Source organism: Micromonospora sp. NPDC050795, from assembly GCF_044456785.1.
Classification (GTDB): domain Bacteria; phylum Actinomycetota; class Actinomycetes; order Mycobacteriales; family Micromonosporaceae; genus Micromonospora.
This window is the reverse complement of the sequence record NZ_JBITGE010000003.1, coordinates 43,824-64,459: the sequence shown is the minus strand read 5'-3', so window position 1 is coordinate 64,459 and position 20,636 is coordinate 43,824. Positions and strand designations below refer to the sequence as shown.

Sequence of the window (20,636 nt, the reverse complement as noted above, 5' to 3'; positions counted from 1 at the left end):
CGGCCGTCTGCCCAGGTCAGCGGAGGGCCCGCAGGGCGTGGAGGGCGGCACCGACGGCGAGCACACCGAAGCCGGCCAGAACGCTGCTCAGCGGCAGGTTGACCGCGAGCAGCAGGCACCCGACCAGCCCGAGAACGGCGAGCACCCGGACCGGCAACCACCGGTCCGGGTCCCGCCCCAGGGTGAGCGCAGACGCGTTGGTGATCGCGTAGTAGACCAGCACCGTGCAGCTGGAGAAGCCGATCGCATCGCGTACGTCGCCGAGCAGCACCACCACGATCACCACGGCGGCAACCGCCAGCTCGGCGCGGTGCGGCACCTGGTGTACCGGGTGCACCGCGGCCAACGCACCGGGTAGGTCACGGCGGCGGGCCATGGCGAGGGTGGTCCGACCGACCCCGGCGACCAGGGACAGCAGCACCCCGACGACCGCGATGGTGGCACCGGCGCGGACCACCCATGCCAGGCCGGGCAGCCCGGCGGCGGTCACCACGTCGACCAGGGGCGCGGCGGATCCGGCCAGCCGGTCGGCGCCGAGCACGCCGAGGGTGACCGCCGCCAGCACCAGGTAGATCACGAGCACCACCCCGAGCGCCAGCGGCACCGCGCGCGGAATGGTCCGCTGCGGGTCGCGGACCTCCTCGCCGAGCGTGGCGATCCGGGCGTACCCAGCGAAGGCGAAGAACAGCAACCCGGCGGCGGTGAGCACGCCCCGCGCCGAGCCGCCGGGCTCGCCGAGCCGGCCCAGATGCACCGGCCCACCGACCAGGCCGACCACGGTGACCACTGCCAGCACCGCCAGCACCAGCGCGACCAACGCCCTGGTCACGGTGGCGGTCTTGCCGATGCCGCGCAGGTTCACGGCGGTCACCGCGAGCACCGCACCGACGGCTACCAGTCGGGCCTGGCCCGGCCAGAGGTACGCCCCGACGGTCAACGCCATCGCCGCGCAGCTCGCCGTCTTGCCGACCACGAAGCCCCAACCGGCCAGGAACCCGGCGAACGGCCCGAGGCGCTCCCGACCGTAGACGTAGGTGCCGCCGGACTCCGGGTACCGGGCCGCCAGCCGCGCCGAACTGGTCGCGTTGCAGAAGGCCACGAAGCCGGCCAGCCCCAGCGCGGGCAGCAGGCCGGCACCGCCGGCCGCTGCCACCGCCGGGCCGAAGACCACGAAGACGCCCGCGCCCAGCATCGAGCCCAACCCGATGACAACCGCATCGGGTACGCCGAGCCGCCGCGCCAGTTGATCCACCGATCAGAACCTAGGGGTACGAGGTGAACGGCCGGTCCCACGCGCGTAACCGGCCGGGGAGCGGCAGATCGTCCCAGGGCACCCGGTGCAGCAGCCGGTCCAGGAGCAGGCCCAGCAGCAGCCCGGCGACCGAGTCGGTCAGCCAGTGCCAGCCGAGGTAGGTGGTGGTGGTGAGGACGACCAGCGGCGGTACGACGCGGATCACGGTGACGAGCCGGCTCGGGAGTTGCCGGCCGAATGTGCGGGCCAGTGGGGCGAGCAGCAGCGCGATGACCCCGTACCAGACGATCGCGTTGGCGACGTGGCCCGACGGGTAGGACTGGGCGAACCGCACCGGCAGGTCGTCGTGGAAGAGCGGCAGGGTCTGCTCGGGTGTCAGGAACGGCTCCTTGACGCTGGCGCTCGGTGCCGCCCGCGCGGTCCAGACCTTCAGCGGACCGATCGTGAAGGTGGTGATCACGAACCCGACCACCGGCAGCAGGATCGGCCTCACCGACCGCAGCCGGACGGCCAGCAGCACGCCCAGCCCGACGCCGATCAGGGTCAGCGGGGTGCCCTGACCGAGGAAGTTCAGCACCCGGGCGACCCAGTACGCGGCGGCCGGTCGGTGCCCGTCGGCCCAGTCGGCGACCGCCCGGTCCAATCCGAAGAGCTGGTCGGCGGCGAGCGCCACCGTCAACCCGACCAGACCGACCAGCAGGAGCGCGTCGAACCACCAGCCGGCCGGGCGAACGGGCCGTAGCCGCAGGTCACGTCGTACCGCTGTGGGTTTGAGCACGCGACCACGCTACCGGCCCGGCGCGAGGCCGGGGTGTGCGGCGCTGTGGGCCCAACCACGATCAGAGGCGGATGAGGGGGACGACCAGTCATGCTTGTGCCGTGCGGATCACGTCTGCCCTCGTGGACCCGGCGCTGCTCGACCTGCCCTGGTCGACACCGCTGGAGGAGTGGCCTGCCCAGCACCTGGTGGCGCTGCCGCAGGGCATCTCCCGGCACATCGTCCGTTTCGTCCGGTTGGGTGACTACGTGTACGCGTTCAAGGAGACCCGCGAGCGGATCGCCGAGCGGGAGTACGACCTGCTCCGGGCCCTGGAGCGGATCGACTTCCCCTCCGTCGAGGCGGTCGCGGTCGTCGCCGACCGGCAGACCGAGGACGGGGAGCCGCTCGAATCGGTGCTGATCACCCGGCACCTGCAGTTCTCGCTGCCGTACCGGGCGCTCTTCTCGCACACCCTCCGCCCGGAGACGATGAGCCGACTGCTCGACGCGCTCGCCGCCCTGATCGTGCGGATGCACCTGACCGGCTTCTTCTGGGGCGACTGCTCGCTGTCCAACACGCTGTTCCGGCGGGACGCGGGTGCCTTCGCGGCCTATCTGGTGGACGCGGAGACAGGTGCTCTGCACAACACGCTCTCCAACGGTCAGCGCGGTGAGGACCTGGAGATCGCCCGGGTGAACATCTTCGGTGAGGCGCTGGACCTGCAGGCCGCCGGCCTGCTGCACGAGTCCATCGACCCGGAGGTGGTGTGCGAGGAGGTCGTGCAGCGCTACGAGCGGCTCTGGCACGAGATCACCTATGAGCAGGCGATCGAGCGGGAGGCCCGGCGCGACATCGAGGGCCGGATCCGCCGCCTCAACGAGCTGGGTTTCGACGTCGCCGAGGTGGCCATGTCATCCATCGACGGTGGGCGTTTCCTGGTTCGGCCGAAGGTCGTCGATGCCGGCTACCACACCCGGCGGCTACTGCGCCTGACCGGGCTGGACGCCGAGGAGAACCAGGCCCGCAAGCTGCTCAACGACCTGGACGCCTACCGTGCCGAGAGCGACCTGATCGACGAGCAGCAGGCGGCCCACCGATGGCTCACCGAGGTCTTCGAGCCGGTGGTCCGGGCCGTTCCCGCGCACCTGCGCCGCAAGCTGGAACCGCAGGAACTGTTCGCCCAGATCATCGAGCACAAGTGGCTGCTCTCCGAGCAGGCCGGCCGGGACGTCGGGATGCGCCACGCGGTCCAGTCGTACCTGTCCGATGTGCTGGTCCACCGCCCTGACGAGCAGGCCGTCCTCGGCGTGGAAGTCCCGAGCCTCAACTAAGGCACCAGCCCGGTTGTCCGCGGCCCGTTGTCGTCGGCTCAAGGACCAGACCTGTCTAGCCGCTGCCTTTGGAGCTGATGTCGTAAACGATTCAGCTCTAAAGGCTCTCTAGGTGCACTGTCGGGCCGGCCACAGGTGGGCAGCCCGCGGCCATGTGCCGACACCGAGCGCCGCGTCACTCCACCCAGGAGCCTGCGCGCAGCACCCGCACCACGTTGAGGTCGTCGTCGAGCACCACCAGGTCGGCGCGGAGGCCCACCTGGAGGGACCCGACCCGGTCACCCAGGCCGATGGCCCGCGCCGGGGTGGTGGCCACCATCCGTGCGGCGTCGGCGATCGGGATTCCGGCGTTCACGGCGTGCCGCAGCGCGGCGTCCATGGTCAGCGTGCTGCCGGCGATCGCGCCGTCGCGGGCGAGTCGGGCCACCCCGTCGGCGACGGTGACGGCCTGGCCGCCGAGTTCGTACTCGCCGTCGGGCATCCCGGCGGCGGCCATCGCGTCGGTGATCAGCGCGGCGCGGTCCGGGCCGGCGGTCGCGGTGACGAAGGTCAGCATGCCGTCGTGCAGGTGGATCCCGTCGGCGACCAGCTCGCAGATCACGGTGGGCGCGTCGAGCAGGGCCACCACCGGCCCCGGCTCACGGTGGTGCACCGGCCGCATGCCGTTGAACAGGTGGGTGCCGACGCTGGCGCCGGCGGCGACCGCGGCGCGGGTCTGCTCGTACGTGGCGTCGGTGTGACCCACTGCCGCCACCACCCGCTGCGCGGTGAGCAGCTTGATCGCCTCCAGCGCGCCGTCGCGCTCCGGGGCGAGGGTGACCATCCGGACGGCGCCCCGGCCCAGCTCGATCAGCTCGGTCAGCTCGTCGGTCGACGGGTCGCGCAGGTACTCCGGGTTCTGCGCGCCGCAGCGGGTGGCCGACAGGTACGGCCCCTCGAAGTGGACTCCCGCCAACACGCCCTCCTCGACCAACGGGGCGAACGCCTCGGTGGCCGTCCGCATCAGCGGAAAGGGCGAGCTGACCAGGCTGGCCAGCAGCGTGGTGGTGCCGTGGGCGAGGTGGAAGTCGGCCGCCGCGCGGGCCTCGTCGGCGTCCCCGGTGGTGAAGGTGTGCCCGCCACCGCCGTGCGTGTGCATGTCCACGAAGCCGGGCACGATCCAGTGCCCGTCGCGCACCGACGGATACTCGGCCACCGCTGTGATCCGATCGCCGTCCCACTCGACGCAGCCCTGTCGGACGACTCCGGTCGGGGTCACCACTCGGCCGTTCACCCGTACGGTCATCGCTTCTCCTGATGGTCACGGACACCCACGGCGTCCAGGGCGAGCAGGGCGGCACCGAGGCAACCGGCCTCGTCGCCGAGGGCTGCCGCGACCAGTTGCGGCTCCCGGTGGAAGGTCATCCGTTCGTGCAGCGCCGCCCGCAGCGGGGTCAGCAGCCGCTCCCCGGCCTGGGCCAGGCCGCCGCCGAGCACGATCGTCGCCACGTCGAACAGCGCCTGCCCGCTGGCGAGACCATCGGCGAGCGCTTCGACCGCCTCCTGCCAGACCTGGCCGGCGAGCGGTTCGCCGGCCGCCGCCCGGTCGGCCACCTCGGCCGCGGTCACTTGGGTGTCGGCGGTGTCGCCGGCGAGTTCGGCGTAGCGGCGGCCGATCGCAGAAGCCGACGCGACCGCCTCCAGGCAGCCGGGGCGGCCGCAGCCGCAGCGCGGGCCGTCGGGCCGGACCAGGATGTGGCCGATCTCCCCGGCGGCGCCGTGGGCCCCCACCGCGGCCGTGCCGTCGACGACGTGCGCAGCGGCGATGCCGGTGCCGATGGCCACGAACAGCACGTGCCCGGTGCCGCGTCCGGCGCCGAGCCGGGCCTCGGCGAGACCACCGACACGCACGTCGTGGCCGAGCGCCGTCGGCAGGCCGAGCCGCTGCACGGTCAGGTCCCGCAGGGGTACGTCCCGGAAGCCCACGTTCGCCGACCAGACCGCGACGCCGCGTGCCTCGTCCACCACCCCGGGCACGGCGATGCCCACCGCGATCGGGGTGAGCCCGTCGGCGCGGGCCTTCTCGGCCAGCCCACCGGCCACGTCGAGGATGGTGCCGACCACGGCGGCCGGGCCGCGTGCGGCGTCGGTGGGGTGCCGTTCGGTGCTCACCACGACGCCGTCCGGTCGGACCAGGGCGCATTTCATGCCGGTGCCGCCGACGTCCAGCGCAACGACCACGCGGTCGTCGCTCACGCCAACACCACGGACCGGGTCAGGTGGCGGGGCGCGTCCGGGTCGAGGCCCCGGCTGGTGGCCAGCGCGACCGCGAAGCGTTGGGCCAGGATCAGGTCGGCCATCGGGTCGACCGGGGTACGGCCGGCAGACCAACTGCCCAACACCGTGCGCCAGCCGTGCGTACGGCTGTGCACGAAGGCCGCGCCGGTGGCGGCCACATCCTCGGGCAGCCCGTCGGGCAGCTCACCGAACGCCCAGACCAGCCGGCCCGGCGCGGCGACCGAGATGGGACCGTGCCGGTAGTCCATCGCCGGGTACGCCTCGGCCCAGAAGGTGGCCGCCTCGCGGCACTTCAGCGCCGCCTCCTGGGCCAGCCCGACCGTCCATCCCCGACCGAGGAAGGTGACCTGCTCGATGGTGGCCGGGTCGATCGGCAGCGGTGATCGCACCGCCACCTCGGCGTCGGCGGCGAGCGCTGTCACCGGGTCGCCGAGCTGGGCCCGGAGCAGGGCCAGCGCGGTGGTCGCGAAGCGGGTCTGCACGACCGACCGTTCGTCGGCGAAGGGCAGGGCGACGGTGGCGGTTGCCAGCTCGACAGCCGGGGACGCCGGGTCGCCGACGATCACAGTGGTGGGTGTCTGTCCGCGCAGCGCGGCGAGCAGCTCCAGCACCTCGGTGGTGGTGCCGGAACGGGTGATCGCGATCAGCCGGTCGTAGCGGCGGCCGGCGGGGAACTCGGACGCCTGGAACGCGTCGGTCTCACCCTGGCCGGCCTGCTCGCGGCGGGCCGCGTACGCCATCGCCATGAACCACGACGTGCCGCAACCGACGACGGCGACCCGCTCCCCGGGGCGCGGCAGGTCACCGCGCACGACCTCGGCCAGCCGGGCCGCCTCCCGCCAGCAGTCGGGTTGGCTCGCGATCTCCGCGTCCACGTACGCCATGGGAAACTCCTCGCAGGGCCGATCGGTGCGCAATACGGCTCGTTAGACCCGCATTTCGCGCGTCATTCTGCGCGAACGCGGGTGACCATGGCAACCGGCCGGCCGATCGCGCAGGTCAGTCTTTTGCGCCAGCCTAGTTTCGCGCACTAGTGTGCACGCAATCAATCACCGTCCGTGCAGTTGCTGGGAGGGCCCCCGCGGTGGACCGGTACGCCAGATGGAACGCCCTGCTCGAAATGCTGACCGACAACGGCCGGGTCAGCGTCGAGGCGGCAGCCGAGCGGCTGGACGTCTCCCAGGCCACCATCCGGCGTGACTTCGACCAGCTCGCGCAGCAACAAATGATCACGAGGACCCGGGGCGGCGCGGTCGCCAACGGCGTGTCGTACGACCTGCCGCTGCGCTACAAGACAGCCAAGCACTCGGCCGAGAAGCAGCGGATCGGGGCCGCCGCCGCCGCGCTCGTCACGCCGGGCACCGTGGTCGGCCTGAACGGCGGCACCACCAGCACCGAGGTGGCGAGGGCGCTCGCCGTCCGACCGGATCTGAACACCAGCGCCGAGGGTGCCCAGCTCACCGTGGTGACGAACGCGCTGAACATCGCCAACGAGCTGCTGGTCCGGTCCCGGATGAAGGTCGTGGTGGCCGGCGGTGTGGTGCGGCCGAAGTCGTTCGAACTGGTCGGCCCGCTGGGCGGGGCGTTGCTGCGCGAGGTCACCCTGGACGTCGCCCTGCTCGGCGTGGACGCGATCGACCCGCAGCTCGGCGCCGCCGCCCACCACGAGGGGGAGGCGGCGATGAACAACCTGATGGTGGCCCGCGCCAAGCGCGTAGTGATCATCGCGGACTCGTCCAAGCTGGGCGGTCACGCCTTCGCCCGGATCTGCCCGGTCGAGCGGGTGGAGACGCTGGTGACCGACTCCGGTGCCGCGCCGGAGGTGGTGGACGCGTTCCGCGCTGCCGGCGTACACGTCATCTGCGCCTGAGGCGTCACGCTCCGTCGATGAATTAGCCTGATCGGCGCGTCGATGCATACCGGGTATTGCGCGCTTCTGCATACCGCGTATGGTGTCGGCTGTCACGCCCACCCATCGGGGGAGGTGCAGCTTGCCAGCTGTCCTGGAGATCGAAGGTCTACGTAAGACGTACAAGAGTCGTCGACGCGGCACCCGCAACGCGCTCGACGGCTTCGACATGCGGGTCGACGCGGGGCAGGTGCACGGCTTCCTGGGTCCCAACGGGTCCGGCAAGACCACCACGCTGCGTACCCTGCTCGGCCTGATCCGACCCGACGGCGGCCGGATGGCGCTGCTCGGGCACGAGGTTCCCGACGCGCTGCCCGCGGTCGCCGGCCAGGTCGGCGCGATCGTGGAGAGCCCGCAGTTCTTCCCGCACTTCACGGCCCGGGACACGCTGTCCCTGCTCGCCGGTGCGGGCGAGGTGCCGGCCGTCCGCGTCGACGAGGTCCTGGAACTCGTCGGGCTGCGCGACCGGGCCGGCGAGCGGGTCAAGACGTACTCGTTGGGCATGAAGCAGCGGCTCGCCGTTGCCTCGGCCCTGCTGAAGAACCCGAAGCTGCTCATCCTCGACGAGCCCGCCAACGGCCTCGACCCGGGCGGCATCCGGGAGATGCGCACGCTGATGCGCACCCTCGCCGAGTCCGGAATGACAGTGGTGCTGTCCAGCCACATCCTCGGTGAGATCCAGCTGATCTGCGACTCGGTCACCATCATCTCGCTGGGCCGGCGGGTCGCGTTCGGTCCCGTCGACGAGGTGCTCGCGCAGCACTCGTCCGGTGCGGTCCGGATCCGGCTGGAGGCGGTCAGTGACCTGCCGGTTGCCGCCGAGGCGCTGACCCAGGCGGGAATCCGGGTCACCGGTCACCCGGACCACCTGATGCTGACCGGCGTCGACAAGCCGGCTTCGGTGACGCGGCTGCTCGCCGAGAAGAACCTCTACGTCAGCGAGTTGGCGCCGATCGCCGTCGATCTGGAGAGCGTCTTCCTCGAACTGACCGCCACCGCGCCGGTACCCGGTCAGCACCGGCAGGTCGACGAGTCCACGAAGGTTGGCGGGTCGGGTCAGCCCGGTCCCGCCGGGGGAGGGTGGGGCGCGTGAGCCTCTTTCGTACGGAGCTGCGCCGGCTCACCAAGCGGCGCTTCACCCGCTACTCGACGCTGCTCGGCCTGCTGGTGCTGGTCGCGGTGGTGGTCGGGGTGTTCTTCACCAACCAGAAGATCGACGCCGGTCAGCTTGCTCGGGCCGAACGTCAGGCCGACCAGCAGTACCAGGAGCAGGTGCGCTGGAGCGAGCAGGAGCGCGCGGAGTGCGAGAAGGCCAAGACGGCCGGTACGTCGACTGACGGCCGCTACCCGGACGACTGCTCGGTGATCACCGCCCCGTCCCGGGACCAGATCCAGGCCGACTGGTTCCTGCCCTCGACGTTCGACTTCAAGAAGACGTTCGACGAGACGCTGATCCCGTTCGCGGCGATCCTCGCCCTGGTCGGGTTCGTCATCGGCGCGTCCTTCGTCGGTGCCGAGTGGAGCACCGGCGGCATGATGAACCTGCTGCTCTGGCGGCCGAAGCGGCTCACCGTACTGCTCACCAAGCTGGCTGCGCTGCTCACCGGCATCCTGGCGGTGACGCTCCCGGCGGCGGTGCTGTGGTTTGCCGGGTTCTGGGCGGTCGCCACGTTCCGGGGCAGCACCGAGAAGATGACCTCCGGGGTCTGGCAGTCGTTCCTGCTGACCAGTCTGCGCGGAGTGGCGCTGGTGCTGGTGCTCACCACCATCGGTTTCGCCCTCGCCTCGCTGGGGCGGCACACCGCGATGGCCCTCGGTGGCGTGGTGGCGGTGATGGTCGTCGGCCAGTTCGGTCTGGGCATCCTGCTGGGAATGGCGGGCGTGCGGTTCGCCGAGGCCTGGCTGCTGCCCACGTACATCCTGGCCTGGATGACGAAGACGGTCACCCTGCAGGACTGGAACTCCTGCAACGCGACCTACTACGGGGAGTGCAAGCCGGCCACCATGGACATCACGTGGCAGCAGTCCTCGGTCCTGCTCTCGGTCTCGGTACTGGTGATCCTCGGGGCGGCGCTCTGGACGATGCGCCGCCGCGACATCACCTGATCGGCCCGAAGTGACGCGGCGCGGCCGGCCCGGCCGTCGGGGTTCCCGGCGGTACGGACGGGCCGCGCCGCCTGCTGCGTCCCTGGTCGCCGCTGACTAGGCTGAACGACATGTCCGCCGACCCCTCCCCGGCCGCCCCCGAGCCGTCCACCGACGCTCGTCCGGGTGAGTCTGCGGGTGCTGCCGGGCCGACCGTCCCGAACCCCCGACCGGCGCCGTCCATCGAGACCGCCGACGCGGCGCAGCCCGCTGGTCCGGCGGCGGGGCTGACCGAGCGGGAGCGGGCCATCCTCGCCTTCGAGCAGCAGTGGTGGCGGCACGCCGGTGCCAAGGAGCAGGCCGTCCGGGACACCTTCGGAATCTCGTCGACCCGGTACTACCAGCTGCTCAACGGCCTGCTGGACAATCCGGCAGCCCTGGCTGCCGACCCGGTGCTGATCAGCCGCCTCCGCCGCCTGCGCTCCTCCCGAGCCCGCAACCGCCGCCGCTAACCCCCGACCCGCCCTCGCCCCCTGCCCCGGCGATCTTGCACTTCCTGTCGTTGGTTTGCGGCCCTTGGGGTTTTTGTCGGGGCAGAAAGTGCAAGATCGCGGAGGTGGTCGGCGGGCCGGGGCGGGCCTGTTGCGGTCGCATGGCGGGTGGCCCGGCGGGTACGCGGGAGGCGTTCAGGGGTCGCACGCGACCTCGGGCACAGGGAGGGAGCGAGGTATGACGGCAACGAACCAGAGCGGCAAAGGACAGCAGGGAGAGACGCATGCGGCCGTCGACGACCTTCGACAGCGCTGACCCGTTCGGTGTGCCGGGGCCAGCGTCGGTGATGCGGGTGCGCTCCGCGTCCGCGCCAGCCCCGGGCCGCCCGGTCAACGAGGACCTGGTCTTCCGGTTCGGCCCGCTGGTCGGTGTCCTGGACGGCGCGACGGTGCCGGACGGCTTCGAGACCGGCTGCGTGCACGGGCCCGAGTGGTACGTCCGGCACCTGGCGGCCCGGATCGGCGTCGCCGAGGCGGTGCGCCCGGCGGCCCGGCTGACGAGCAACCTGGCGGCGGCCATCCTCGCCGTACGCGCCGACCACGGCGGGCAGTGCGACCTCGACCACCCGGGCACCCCGTCCAGCACGGTCTGCCTCCTGCGGGACTGTGGCGACCAGGTGGACTACCTGGTGCTCTGCGACAGCCCGCTGGTCCTCGACGTCGGCGGGCAGGTCAGCGTGGTCACCGACAACCGGTTGGACGCGGCGATGGCGGAGCTGCGGGAGACAGTGGCCGTCGTGCCGGGCGGTGCGGCGGACCCGGTCACCCGGTTCCGGCACGCCGTGAGCGTGCAGCGGGAGCGGATGAACCGTACCCACGGCTACTGGGTGGCGGCCTCCGACCCGGACGCTGCCTTCCATGCTGTCACCGGGACCGCGCCCCGGCGCGGTCCCGGGGCGCTACGGCGGGCGGCGCTGCTCAGCGACGGCGCGTCCAGTGCGGTGGAGCAGTTCGCGCTGACCGACTGGGCAGGTCTGCTCGACCTGCTGAGCGCCGACGGTCCGGGGGCGTTGATCGACCGGGTGCGCAACGCCGAGCGCGACCACCCCGACCGACTGCGCCGACACAAGTCCAGCGACGACGCCTCGGCGGTGTTCTGCGAGTTCGGGTAGGCGTTTTGGGCGTGTGACACCCGGTCGGGTGACAACAGAGCGTGATGTGGAACACCACTGCCGCCCGACCGGCCGGTACCGCTGTCCGGACCGCCAGTGGATGGCCAATGGGGTGGACTTCGGCCGATGAGGGCGGCAGACTGCGGCACGTGGCGGGTGCGGTCCGGCTGGAGCCGGTGGACGAGAGCAACCTGGAGCCGTTGCTCTCCGTAGCGGCTGCGGAGGCGGAGCCGGGTGACGTGATGCCCCCGGTCGAGGCACCCGCGGGCTGGTCGCTCGCCCGTCGCGAGGCGTTCCGCGAGTTCCACCGGGCGAGCTTCGGCGGGCTGGACGGCCCGACCGGTTCGCAGATGTACGCCATCCTCGTCGGCGGCGAGGTGATGGGCATGGTCCGGATGACGCGCTGTGACGAGCCCGGCACTGTGGAGACCGGAATGTGGCTCGGGCGCTCGGCCCGGGGGCAGGGGATCGGTGCGGCCGCCCTGCGGGAGCTGCTGAACGCCGCCGCGCGGGCTGGTATGCAAGCGGTCGTCGCCGAGACGACCCCGGACAACATCGGCGCGGTCGCGGTCCTGCGGAAGTGTGGCGCGAAACTGCGCGAGGACGACGGCAAGGTACGCGGCGAGATCTGCCTCGACTCGACGCCGCCCGCCTTCTGAGCTGGCCGTCGGGCCGGCGACGACCACGACGGGTCGCCGCCGACCGCCTGGGTCAGGCCGGCAGGAATGTGACGTACTAGGAACGTCTCCCGCGTTGCAAAAGGTTGTGCCGGCCTGATCACTCCCGGTTGGCGGCATAGTCGGCGAGCCACTTGACCTGGACCGGGTCCAGCGACGGTCGTACCCGGGTCCGTGCGGTCGACACGTGCCCGGCGGTGACCGTGGCGGCGGCGAGCGACTCCCGCATCGCAGCGAGCGCCGCCTCGCGGATCAGCGCCGCGCAGTCCGCGGCGGAGAAGCCGGTCAGCTCGTCGCCGAGAGCGGGCAGGTCGACGTCCGGTGCCAGCGGCACCTGCCGGGACGCGGCCCGCAGGATCTCCGCGCGGGCGGGCCCGTCCGGCGGTGGCACGTAGACCAGCCGCTCCAGCCGGCCCGGCCGCAGCAGCGCCGGGTCGACCAGGTCCGGCCGGTTCGTCGCACCGACCACCACCACGTTGCGCAGCGTCTCCACCCCGTCCAACTCGGTGAGCAGGGCGGCGACCACCCGGTCCGTGGTGCCCCCGTCGGTGGCCTGGCCACGTACCGGGGCCAGCGCGTCCACCTCGTCCAGGAAGATCAGTGTGGGGGCCGCCTCCCGGGCCCGACGGAACAGTTCGCGGACCGCGCGTTCGCTCTCACCGACCCACTTGGAGAGCAGTTCGGCCCCCTTGACCGACAGCACGTTGGCCCGCCCCGACCCGGCCAGCGCGGTGACCAGGTAGGTCTTGCCGCAGCCCGGTGGCCCGTAGAGCAGCACACCGCGCGGCGGCTGCACGCCGAGCCGGGCGAAGGTGTCCGGGTAGGTCAGCGGCCACAGCACCGACTCGGTCAGCGTCTGCTTGACCTCGTCCAGGCCACCCACGTCGTCCAGGGTCACCGAGGCCAGATCCAGTGTGGAAGCCGCCATCGTGGTGGGCCGGACCACCTCCCGGGCGGCGGTGAAATCGGCCATCGACACCGTCGGCGTCTCGGCGGACTTCTGCCGCAGCGCCGCGCGTACCCCGGCCTCCCGGACCAGCGCGGCCAGGTCCGCCGCGACGAACCCGGGGGTACGCGCGCCCACCTCGTCCAGCCGGACGTCGTCGGCCAGCGGCACCTGCCGGGTCAGCACGGTGAGCTGTTCGCGGCGCAGTGCCTGATCCGGGAGCGGGACACTGATCCGCAGCGACAGCAGGTCCGGCGCGCGCAGCGCGGGGTCGACCGCCTCCGGACGGCCGGTGGTGCAGACCACCGCGACGCCGGCGCGGATGCTCTCCGCGAGCACCTGCCGGAACACCGTCGCCACCGGACCCGGATCGTCGGCCGGCGCGAGCGCCTCGACGTCGGTGACCAGCAGTACCGCCGGCCCTTCCGCCCTTGCCGCCGATGCCGCGACGCGCAACCGCTCCGCGGCGGCCTGACTGGCCAGGGCGGCCACCTCCGGCGCCCAGAGCGGGTGGACGCGGGCACCAACCCGGGCGGCCACGGCCCGGACCAGCGCCGACTTCCCGGAGCCCGCCGGACCCACGAGCAACACCCCCAACGAGATGGTGGTGCCGAGCCGACCCAGCACCTCCCGGTGGTGGAAGCCGAGGTCCAGCAGCTCGGTCAGCTCCTCGGCCTGGGCCCGCAGCCCGGGCAGCTCGTCCACGTCGGGCGCGTCGTCCGCCGCAACGGCGTCGGCGCTCGCAACCGGCCGGGTCGACGCGGCGCCGGCCGGGGGAGGCCCGCCGTGGGTCGTCGCACCGTGCTCCCAGGCAACCGCGGTGCCCATGGTGACCAGCGCGCCGGCCGCCGGCTCCACCTCGACCACGCTGAGCAGCGTGCTGGTCCAGGCGAAACCGACGGTGTTGGCGAGGCTACGTCGCGCCGCCTCGACCAGGCTGCGGACCGAGGCGTCCGGCAGTACGTCCTGCGGCAGCAGCGACACGTCGTCCCCGGCGGTGAGCACCTTGCCCAGCAGGGCGAGCCGGAGCATCTCCGGGCTGACCGCCGCGACGACCCCCACCGGCCCGGCCAGGACGACCCGGCTCGCCGGGACCAACGGCACCGGGCTCACCCGCACCTGACCCCCGTCGCGCAGACCCAGGTTGCCCAATATCAGGTCGTCGGCGTACAGCAGGGCGCTGCTCGCGCCCGGCCCGGCCGCCGCCGCGATCCCGGCGGTCTCCCGGCGGCCGACAAGGCGGACCGGGTCGCCGGGGCGCAGCCCCAGCGCTGTCAGTGCCTCCGGGTGCAGGCGCACGATGCCGCGTCGGGCGTCCAGCGCCGCCGGCCGCAGGCTCGCCGTCAAGGTCAGGTCGGGTTGCGCCACTGCCCGACCGTAGCCGCCGGCAGCCAGCCCCGCCGGTCAGCGCCGCGGATCCAGCTCGTCCAGCAGTGTCGGGTCGCTTCGGATCAGCTCGGCCAACCGGGCCGCCGGGTCCGGCGTCAACCCGTCCGGGCCGGGCGCCCAGGCGGGCACCGTCCGGCCGGAGAGCGGCCAGACCGGCGGGGGTTCCACCGGAGTCGGCGGGGGAACCGGTCCGACAGTGACGGCAGGGCCGTCCCAGGAGACCCGCATCGGGTACGTCCGACCGGCGTGCTCCACCTGCACCGTCACCGCCACCCCTGGGTAGGCCCCGACGACCTGGCGGACCGCCTCGGCCACCTCCTCGACCGGGCCCCAGCCGGCCACCTCGTTCGGCGTCTCCACCCCCGCGTGCCGGCCCGGCCGGGCGTTACGGGTGTCGCCGCCGAGGCCGGGCGGGCCCGACGGTGCGGTGGTGTCGTCACGGTCGGCGGCCCGACGGCGCGACGCCTCCACACGTCGGGCCATCCGGGCCAGCGTCTCGTCCAGGTCGCCCCTCACCAGATCACCTCTTCCCGCCACGGCCGGAGCTGGTCGGCTCAGGCCCTCCTGTCCCGGGTAGCGCGGTCCAACGCGCGGTCCAGGACGACAAGTAGTGCGTCCCGCACCGAGAGCCGGTCGCGGGCATCGAACTGCACCAGGGGCACATGATCACCGATGGCCAGCGCCCAACGGATCTCGCCGAGTTCCAGGGCCAGTCGCCCGTCGAAGGCGTTGACCCCGACGACGAACGGCAGACCGGCCCGCTCGAAGAAGTCGATGGCCGGGAAGCAGTCGTCCAGCCGGGCGCTGTCCACCACCACCAGCGCGCCGAGCGCTCCCCGGGCCAGGTCGTCCCACATGAAGCCGAACCGGGTCTGCCCCGGCGTGCCGAACAGGTAGAGCTTCAGACTGCGGTCGATCGTCACGCAGCCGAAATCCATCGCCACAGTGGTGGTGGTCTTCGTGGACCGGGCACCCGGGTCGTCCACCCCGATCCCGGCGGTGGTCATCTCGGCCTCGGTGGTCAGGGGCGCGATCTCGGAGATCGCACCCACCGTGGTGGTCTTGCCCACCCGAACCCGCCGGCGACCAGGATCTTGACCGGGATCGGCGGTGCGGCCGGCTTACCTGTCGAAGGGCCGGACCCCGCACCGGACGGGGGCCGGTACGGGGGCGGTGCGGTCGGCGGTGGGCCGGCCCGCCCGACTATCGGCCCGGTGCCCGGGGACATGCCGTAACGGGCGGCGGCGCTGTTCGCGGCGACCCCGCCGAGCGGGGCGACCGGCCATTCAGGAGATCGCACGGAGTCCATCAATCACTCGCAGGATGAGATCGGGGTCGACAGCGTCGTCGGTGTCGGTCACGTGCACGTCCAGGTGCCCGGCGGCGCGTAGATCGCCGACCAGGACCCGCGTCACGCCGAAGTGCAGTCGGGCGCGGGCCGAGATCTCGGCCACCGAGATCGGCTCGGCGCAGAGCGCGATGATGGTCTGAAGTTCCGGTGCCAGCAGCGCGCCCGGTGGGCCGGCCCACCAGCCGCTGTCCATGCGGGCGGTCACCTGGGTCTCCAACCCGATCGCCGGGTCGGCACCCGCGACCCGTCCGGAGGTGAGCACGAACGGACGGGGACCGCTCGGTTGGTCCGCGTCCGGCTCCGGCTCCGGCAGCGCCGGTGTCGCCGCCGCGCCCACCCCGGTCGGGGGTGACGTGCGCAGGTACGGCCGGATCCGAACTCTCGGGTCCGGATCCGGATCCTCACCGGCGACGTCGGGGGTCACTGCTGAACGGCGTTCTTCAACTCGACGATCAGTCGCGGGGTCAGGGCGCCACCGGCCCGCCCGGCGAAGAGCGTCATCTCGTACGCGACGGTGCCCAGATTCGCCGAGCGGTCGGCGACCACCCCGAGCACGGAACCGCTGCTGATCGCGCTGATCAGCAGGTAGCCGTCGGCCATGTCGACGATCACCCGGTTCAGGCCGCCGAGGGCGTACCAACTGGCGGCCCCACCGGCGAGGCTGGTCATCCCGGACACGACGGCGGCCAACCGCTCCGCGTTGGACCGATCCTTGATCGCCGACATGGCCATCAGCAGGCCGTCCGAGGAGACCGCGATCGCCTCCAGGACCCCGGCGGTGCTGGAGGTGAAGGAGTCCAGCAGCCAGTTGAACGTACGGGCCTCCGGGCTGAGGTCCCCATTGGCGCTGGGCTGACTCTGTTCGACGTTGTCGTGCAGGAAGGGGCTGGTCACCGTGATGATCCTTCTTCGTTCCGGTGGTCGGGGCTGACTTCGCGGAGAGCGCGGGCGACGCCCGCCTCGAACTCGCTGATGAGGTCGCGGACCTCGGCCGGGTCACCGAGGTCGGTGCTGGGCGGCTGGCAGACCGGGATGGCGGTGAGGTTCGCTCCCGGCACCCGTCGGCTCAACAGGGGCCGCTCCGGTGCGGCATCGGTCGAGCCACCACCACGCGGCACCATGGGGCCGGCGCCTCCCGGGGTGCTGGGCAGGTCGACGGTCGGCCCCAAGTCCACCACGGCCGCCCCGACGCCGGCCGACGGGTCGCCGGCCGTCCGCGCCGACGCGCGGTCGACGCCCGGTGCCACGTGCAGCTCGGCGCGGCGCACGCCGGCTTGGAAGGCCTCGACCAGCGCGCGGGCGGCGGCGGGGTCAGCGCCGGTGGCGTCCACCGGCCGGGTCGCCGGGGCGGTGGCGTGCAGCGTGGCGCCGGGCACCCGCTGCCGCACCCGTGGCCCACCCGGCTTGCTCACCGGCTCCGGGTCCGGGGGTTCCGGGGCGGCCTGCTCCGGCTGGCCCCGACCGAACGCGTTCCAGGACGGGCCTGCGTCCAGGCTGAGGGTGGCCCGGCTCAGCAGGTCCGAGTCGAAGCGGGCCGGCGCGGCAACGGCCACCGCGCTGGGCCGTGCTTCGTGCTCGGGGTTGGGCGTCGCCGTCGTACGCCGGTCCCGACCCGGCACGACGGCGCGGGCCACAAGGGCTCCGGCGCGGTCGGCGCGGCGCAGCACCAGCGACGTCGACGGGATCTCCAGCTGTGCGGTCACGCCTCCGCCGCCGGTGGCGGCCAGGGCGACCTGCCAGCCGTGCCGACGGGCCAACCGACCCACCACGAAGAGGCCGAGCACCTCGGTCGGGGCCAGGTCGAGACGTTCCCGGCGGGTCAACCGGGCGTTCTCCTCAGCCAGGCGTTGCTCGCTCATGCCGATGCCGTGGTCCACCACTGTGAGACGTACGCCGAGGCCGGACGTCTCGGCGGCTACCAGAACCCGGGTGTGCGGCGGGGAGAAGACGGTGGCGTTCTCCATGAGCTCGGCCAGCGTCAGGACGAGGTCACCGACCACCGCCGGCGCGGCCGAGACGCCCGCCGGGACCTGCACATCCACCCGGGTGTAGTCCTCGATCTCACCGAGCGCCAACCGGACCACGTCGGCCAGCGGCACCGGCGCGGTGTGCGCGTCGGCCCCGGCCGAGCCGGAGAGCACCACGAGGCTGCCGGCGTTCCGCCGCAACCGGCTGGAGATGTGGTCGAGTCGGTACAGGTGCTCCAGGCGGCCCGGGTCGGCCTCCTGATGCTCCAGCCGGTCGATCAGCGCGATCTGCCGACCCACCAGGTTCTGGGTACGCCGTCCGACGTGGCCGAACATCTGCGCCACGTTGCGCCGACCGGCGACCTGCCGCTCGACCAACTGCGCGGCGGTGTTCTGCACCCGGTCGAAGGCCCGCGCCAGGTCGCCGATCTCGTCGTTGGCGCGGATGTCCACCGGCTCCAGCCGGACCGCCTGGTGTCTCTCCACCTCGTCGTCGGTGACCCGGACCAGTTCCGCCTCGGCGACCCGGGCGACCCGGTCGGCCGAGCGGGTGAGTCGGGTCAGCGGTCGGGCCACCGTCCGCGCGACCGCCACGCTGAGCAGCACCACCAGCGTCAGGATCAACGCCGCCGCGGCAGCGACCAGGTACGCGGCGGTCAGCGCGCGCCGCTGCTCGGCCGTCACCTCGGCGAGCACGTCGGCGATCAGCTTCTTCTCGACGAACTGACCGAGCCGGATCATCGTGCGGACGGCCGGGAAGAGCGCCTCCATCGGCACGGGACGGACAGCGGCGGCCGGATCCCGGGCGCTCCTGACCAGGAAGTCGGGGCTGGTACGCGCAGCCACGGCGGCGTCGTTGAGCTGGGCGACCTTGAGCTGTTCGGGCGTGATCAGGCTGCGGAAGCGCGAGTTGTCGACCATGAGCGCGGCGATGCACGCCACGTACCCGGCAGTGGTGTCCGGGGTGCCGATCGCCTTGACCAGCAGGCTGAGGGTGGCGCAGGTGCCCAGGCCCTCGTCGGAGCGGAGCAGCCCGTCGAGGGCGAGCACCTGACGGCCCGGCAACGTGTCGGTGTCCACCCCGACCACCAGCCGCAGCGACTCGATGATCCCCTTGTTGACCGGGCCGAACGCGTCCATCACCTGCATCGGCTTGGCGGCCCCGGCCAGGACGGCGGTGCGCAGCTCGACGAGGCGGGACACGCCGTCGAGGGCACGGTCGACCTGCTCGGTCAGCGCGTCGCTCCGCGCCGCCCGCAGGTCGGCCACCCGGTCGTCCACGTCCGCGGACTTACGGACCAGCTCACCGCGCTCGACCCGGCCGAGCAGGAAGCCGACGGAGAGGATGCGTTCCTGCTGGAGGTCCTGGACCAGGCTGCCGACCCGGCTGGCGAGCCGGACCCGTTCGGCGGTGTCGCCGGCCCGCTGTGCGGCGGCGACCCGGTCGAGCATCACCGGCACGGCCAGGCCGACCATGCTGAGCAGCGGAATCACCACGAGCAGCGCGAGCTTGCCGCGGATCCGGAGCCTACCGAGCAGCATCGAATGCCCCCCACTGTGCGGTCTCCGGGTCACGGGTCGCGCCGACCGGTTGCAGCGCACGTGCCTCGTCGGCGGGCGGTTGCCACAGGTCGCGCTGCGGCGGGGTGTCGGGACTCTCCGCGTGGGTCGCGGCCAGGGCGGCCCGCCGTTGTGCCCGGCGACCGGCGGCGACCAGCAACGCGGCGAGCCAGCCCAGCAGCAGGACGGCGACGACACCCGCCCCGGCGGTCAGCCAGCGGTCCCGGTCGAGCCGATCGATGCGCTCGGCCAGCAGGGAGTCCAGTTCGCTGAGGATGACCGGCTGAAGCTGGCGGGCGGAGCGGTGCGAGCTGAGCGCGGCGGCACTCAACTGGCCCGGGTCGACCACGCCGGTGTCCTTGGCCGGCAGGGAGTACCCGGCGAGCGCCTCCACCGAACGCTGGTAGGTGTCCAGTGGGGTCAGCACGTTGGCACCGAGGTCGGTGCTCTCCGAACCGTCCACTGCCGAGCGCAGGTTGTCGACGAGGTCCGCGGCGGGGGTCAGGGCGGACACCCGCAGGCCGGTCAGCTCCAGCAGGCCGCGCGGTTGCTCGGCGGCGGGCCGCCGGGCGACAAGCGTGGACAGGTCGGCCAGCCGACCGGCGCCGATCACCGCCTCGGGAAGCTCCTGGCCGGCGCTGTCCTGGAGGAAGAACGAGTCGGCCACGGGGTCACGGACCAGCCCGGAACTCTCCCGGACCTTCCGGTGCAGGGCCAGCAGCAGGTCGGAGACCTCACCGTACGCGGTGTAGGCGGCCTCGGGGTCGGTGGCGCTGCGGCCGCGCAGCGCCTCCAGCTTGGCCCGTACGCCGGCCCAGCGTTCCTGGCTGAGCAGCTCCTTGCCGATGCGGGCGTCCACGGCGGCGGCCTTCTCGACGGCCTCGTTCAACGCGTCCCGGGCGACGGGGCGACCGTTCACCGCGTTGGACTGTGCCTCCACGAGGGCGTCGGTGACCGCCGCCAGCGCGGTGAGGTACTGCACGCCGAGCCGTTCCCGGGCGGCGAGGTCCCGGTCGTCGGTGATCTGCCGCCAGTTCGACGTGACGAGCAGGCCCAACGGTGCCAGCAGTGCTCCGATGAGCAGCAGGGGCAGCAGCCGGCCCAGCGTGGACGGCCGTCGACGGGCCCGCGGCGCGGGGACTGTCATGTGTGTCTCCTCCGGCGTGGGGCGCTGATCGGCGCGGCGTCGGGCTGGCCGACAAGTCCCGTGCACCGGACCGGAAAACTAATCGAACCGCCGCCGGGTCAGACCTCACTCGGGGAGTCAGGTTCGCGTCACTTCGAGTCATGTCACCATTTGTCCGCGTTACCGCCACGCTCCGTGTCCGCTGTGGGTGTGACATGGAGGGATCGAGGTGGATATCTGCGTAAGATCGGAATTCACGGGATCCGAACTCAACTCACTGTGCCGCGTCGGACGGTGCGCGCTCGCACCCCGCCGGGCACCGATCGGGGCAACCGGACGGACG

Annotated in this window: 18 protein-coding genes and 1 pseudogene; 7 read left to right on the top strand and 12 right to left on the bottom strand. The window is 72.7% G+C overall.

Translation table 11 applies throughout. From position 1 onward, the window contains the following. Positions 1 to 16: 16 nt before the first annotated feature. Together ACIBEF_RS03925 and ACIBEF_RS03920 are read right to left on the bottom strand one after the other, a co-directional pair. A complete protein-coding gene (locus ACIBEF_RS03925; protein WP_396790952.1) occupies positions 17 to 1,252 on the bottom strand; it encodes an APC family permease in 1,236 nt (411 codons plus the stop codon). A gap of 10 nt (positions 1,253 to 1,262) precedes the next feature. Then, positions 1,263 to 2,000, bottom strand: coding sequence for a phosphatase PAP2 family protein (locus ACIBEF_RS03920; protein WP_396791272.1), 738 nt, complete (start codon positions 1,998 to 2,000; stop codon positions 1,263 to 1,265). Positions 2,001 to 2,131: 131 nt separating this feature from the next. Here ACIBEF_RS03920 and ACIBEF_RS03915 point away from each other — a divergent pair, with 131 nt between their 5' ends. Next, positions 2,132 to 3,343, top strand: a complete 1,212-nt coding sequence (locus ACIBEF_RS03915; RefSeq protein ID WP_396790950.1) for a DUF4032 domain-containing protein — start codon at positions 2,132 to 2,134, stop codon at positions 3,341 to 3,343. A 175-nt stretch (positions 3,344 to 3,518) separates the two neighbouring features. On the opposite strand, the gene nagA is transcribed toward ACIBEF_RS03915, so the two are convergent. The 3 genes from nagA to ACIBEF_RS03900 are packed head-to-tail and all read right to left on the bottom strand — an operon-like array spanning position 3,519 to position 6,504. After that, positions 3,519 to 4,628, bottom strand: a complete 1,110-nt coding sequence (gene nagA / locus ACIBEF_RS03910) for an N-acetylglucosamine-6-phosphate deacetylase (protein ID WP_396790948.1) — start codon at positions 4,626 to 4,628, stop codon at positions 3,519 to 3,521. Continuing rightward, entirely contained in the window at positions 4,625 to 5,578 is a 954-nt protein-coding gene (locus ACIBEF_RS03905) for an ROK family protein (RefSeq protein WP_396790946.1), read from the bottom strand. Before ACIBEF_RS03905 ends, nagA begins: the two co-directional genes overlap by 4 nt. Continuing rightward, entirely contained in the window at positions 5,575 to 6,504 is a 930-nt protein-coding gene (locus ACIBEF_RS03900; protein ID WP_357193935.1) for a sugar isomerase, read from the bottom strand. Before ACIBEF_RS03900 ends, ACIBEF_RS03905 begins: the two co-directional genes overlap by 4 nt. A gap of 200 nt (positions 6,505 to 6,704) precedes the next feature. On the opposite strand from ACIBEF_RS03900, the gene ACIBEF_RS03895 reads away from it, so the two are divergent. The 6 genes from ACIBEF_RS03895 (at position 6,705) to ACIBEF_RS03870 (ending at position 11,936) form a co-directional block, all read left to right on the top strand. Continuing rightward, entirely contained in the window at positions 6,705 to 7,490 is a 786-nt protein-coding gene (locus ACIBEF_RS03895) for a DeoR/GlpR family DNA-binding transcription regulator (protein WP_272613872.1), read from the top strand. A gap of 121 nt (positions 7,491 to 7,611) precedes the next feature. Beyond that, positions 7,612 to 8,622 (top strand): ABC transporter ATP-binding protein, encoded by a 1,011-nt coding sequence (locus ACIBEF_RS03890; protein ID WP_396790943.1) that lies wholly within the window; start codon positions 7,612 to 7,614, stop codon positions 8,620 to 8,622. Next, positions 8,619 to 9,635: an ABC transporter permease subunit gene (locus ACIBEF_RS03885; RefSeq protein ID WP_396790941.1), complete on the top strand. Its 1,017-nt coding sequence runs from the start codon at positions 8,619 to 8,621 to the stop codon at positions 9,633 to 9,635. Before ACIBEF_RS03890 ends, ACIBEF_RS03885 begins: the two co-directional genes overlap by 4 nt. Before the next feature lie 110 nt (positions 9,636 to 9,745). After that, positions 9,746 to 10,126, top strand: coding sequence for a DUF3263 domain-containing protein (locus tag ACIBEF_RS03880; protein WP_396790939.1), 381 nt, complete (start codon positions 9,746 to 9,748; stop codon positions 10,124 to 10,126). Positions 10,127 to 10,389: 263 nt separating this feature from the next. Continuing rightward, positions 10,390 to 11,277, top strand: coding sequence for a hypothetical protein (locus ACIBEF_RS03875; RefSeq protein ID WP_396790937.1), 888 nt, complete (start codon positions 10,390 to 10,392; stop codon positions 11,275 to 11,277). A 149-nt stretch (positions 11,278 to 11,426) separates the two neighbouring features. After that, positions 11,427 to 11,936, top strand: a complete 510-nt coding sequence (locus ACIBEF_RS03870; RefSeq protein ID WP_396790935.1) for a GNAT family N-acetyltransferase — start codon at positions 11,427 to 11,429, stop codon at positions 11,934 to 11,936. Positions 11,937 to 12,054: 118 nt separating this feature from the next. Here ACIBEF_RS03870 and ACIBEF_RS03865 read toward each other — a convergent pair whose 3' ends face one another. The 7 genes and pseudogenes from ACIBEF_RS03865 to ACIBEF_RS03835 all read right to left on the bottom strand — a co-directional run bounded on the left by ACIBEF_RS03865 (position 12,055) and on the right by ACIBEF_RS03835 (position 20,314). Beyond that, positions 12,055 to 14,268, bottom strand: a complete 2,214-nt coding sequence (locus ACIBEF_RS03865; RefSeq protein WP_396790933.1) for an AAA family ATPase — start codon at positions 14,266 to 14,268, stop codon at positions 12,055 to 12,057. 36 nt (positions 14,269 to 14,304) lie between these two features. Continuing rightward, on the bottom strand, positions 14,305 to 14,805 hold the full coding sequence (locus ACIBEF_RS03860) for a hypothetical protein (protein WP_396790931.1): 501 nt from the start codon (positions 14,803 to 14,805) through the stop codon (positions 14,305 to 14,307). 38 nt (positions 14,806 to 14,843) lie between these two features. After that, positions 14,844 to 15,598, bottom strand: a pseudogene (locus ACIBEF_RS03855) (GTP-binding protein). After that, positions 15,576 to 16,064, bottom strand: a complete 489-nt coding sequence (locus ACIBEF_RS03850) for a DUF742 domain-containing protein (RefSeq protein ID WP_355005865.1) — start codon at positions 16,062 to 16,064, stop codon at positions 15,576 to 15,578. The pseudogene ACIBEF_RS03855 and the gene ACIBEF_RS03850 overlap by 23 nt, the downstream one beginning before the upstream one ends. Next, complete coding sequence (locus ACIBEF_RS03845) at positions 16,061 to 16,534, bottom strand: roadblock/LC7 domain-containing protein (protein ID WP_355005864.1); 474 nt, start codon at positions 16,532 to 16,534, stop codon at positions 16,061 to 16,063. The genes ACIBEF_RS03850 and ACIBEF_RS03845 overlap by 4 nt, the downstream gene beginning before the upstream one ends. Continuing rightward, complete coding sequence (locus ACIBEF_RS03840) at positions 16,531 to 19,149, bottom strand: nitrate- and nitrite sensing domain-containing protein (protein ID WP_396790928.1); 2,619 nt, start codon at positions 19,147 to 19,149, stop codon at positions 16,531 to 16,533. The genes ACIBEF_RS03845 and ACIBEF_RS03840 overlap by 4 nt, the downstream gene beginning before the upstream one ends. Next, complete coding sequence (locus ACIBEF_RS03835) at positions 19,136 to 20,314, bottom strand: hypothetical protein (protein WP_396790926.1); 1,179 nt, start codon at positions 20,312 to 20,314, stop codon at positions 19,136 to 19,138. The genes ACIBEF_RS03840 and ACIBEF_RS03835 overlap by 14 nt, the downstream gene beginning before the upstream one ends. Positions 20,315 to 20,636 lie beyond the last annotated feature (322 nt).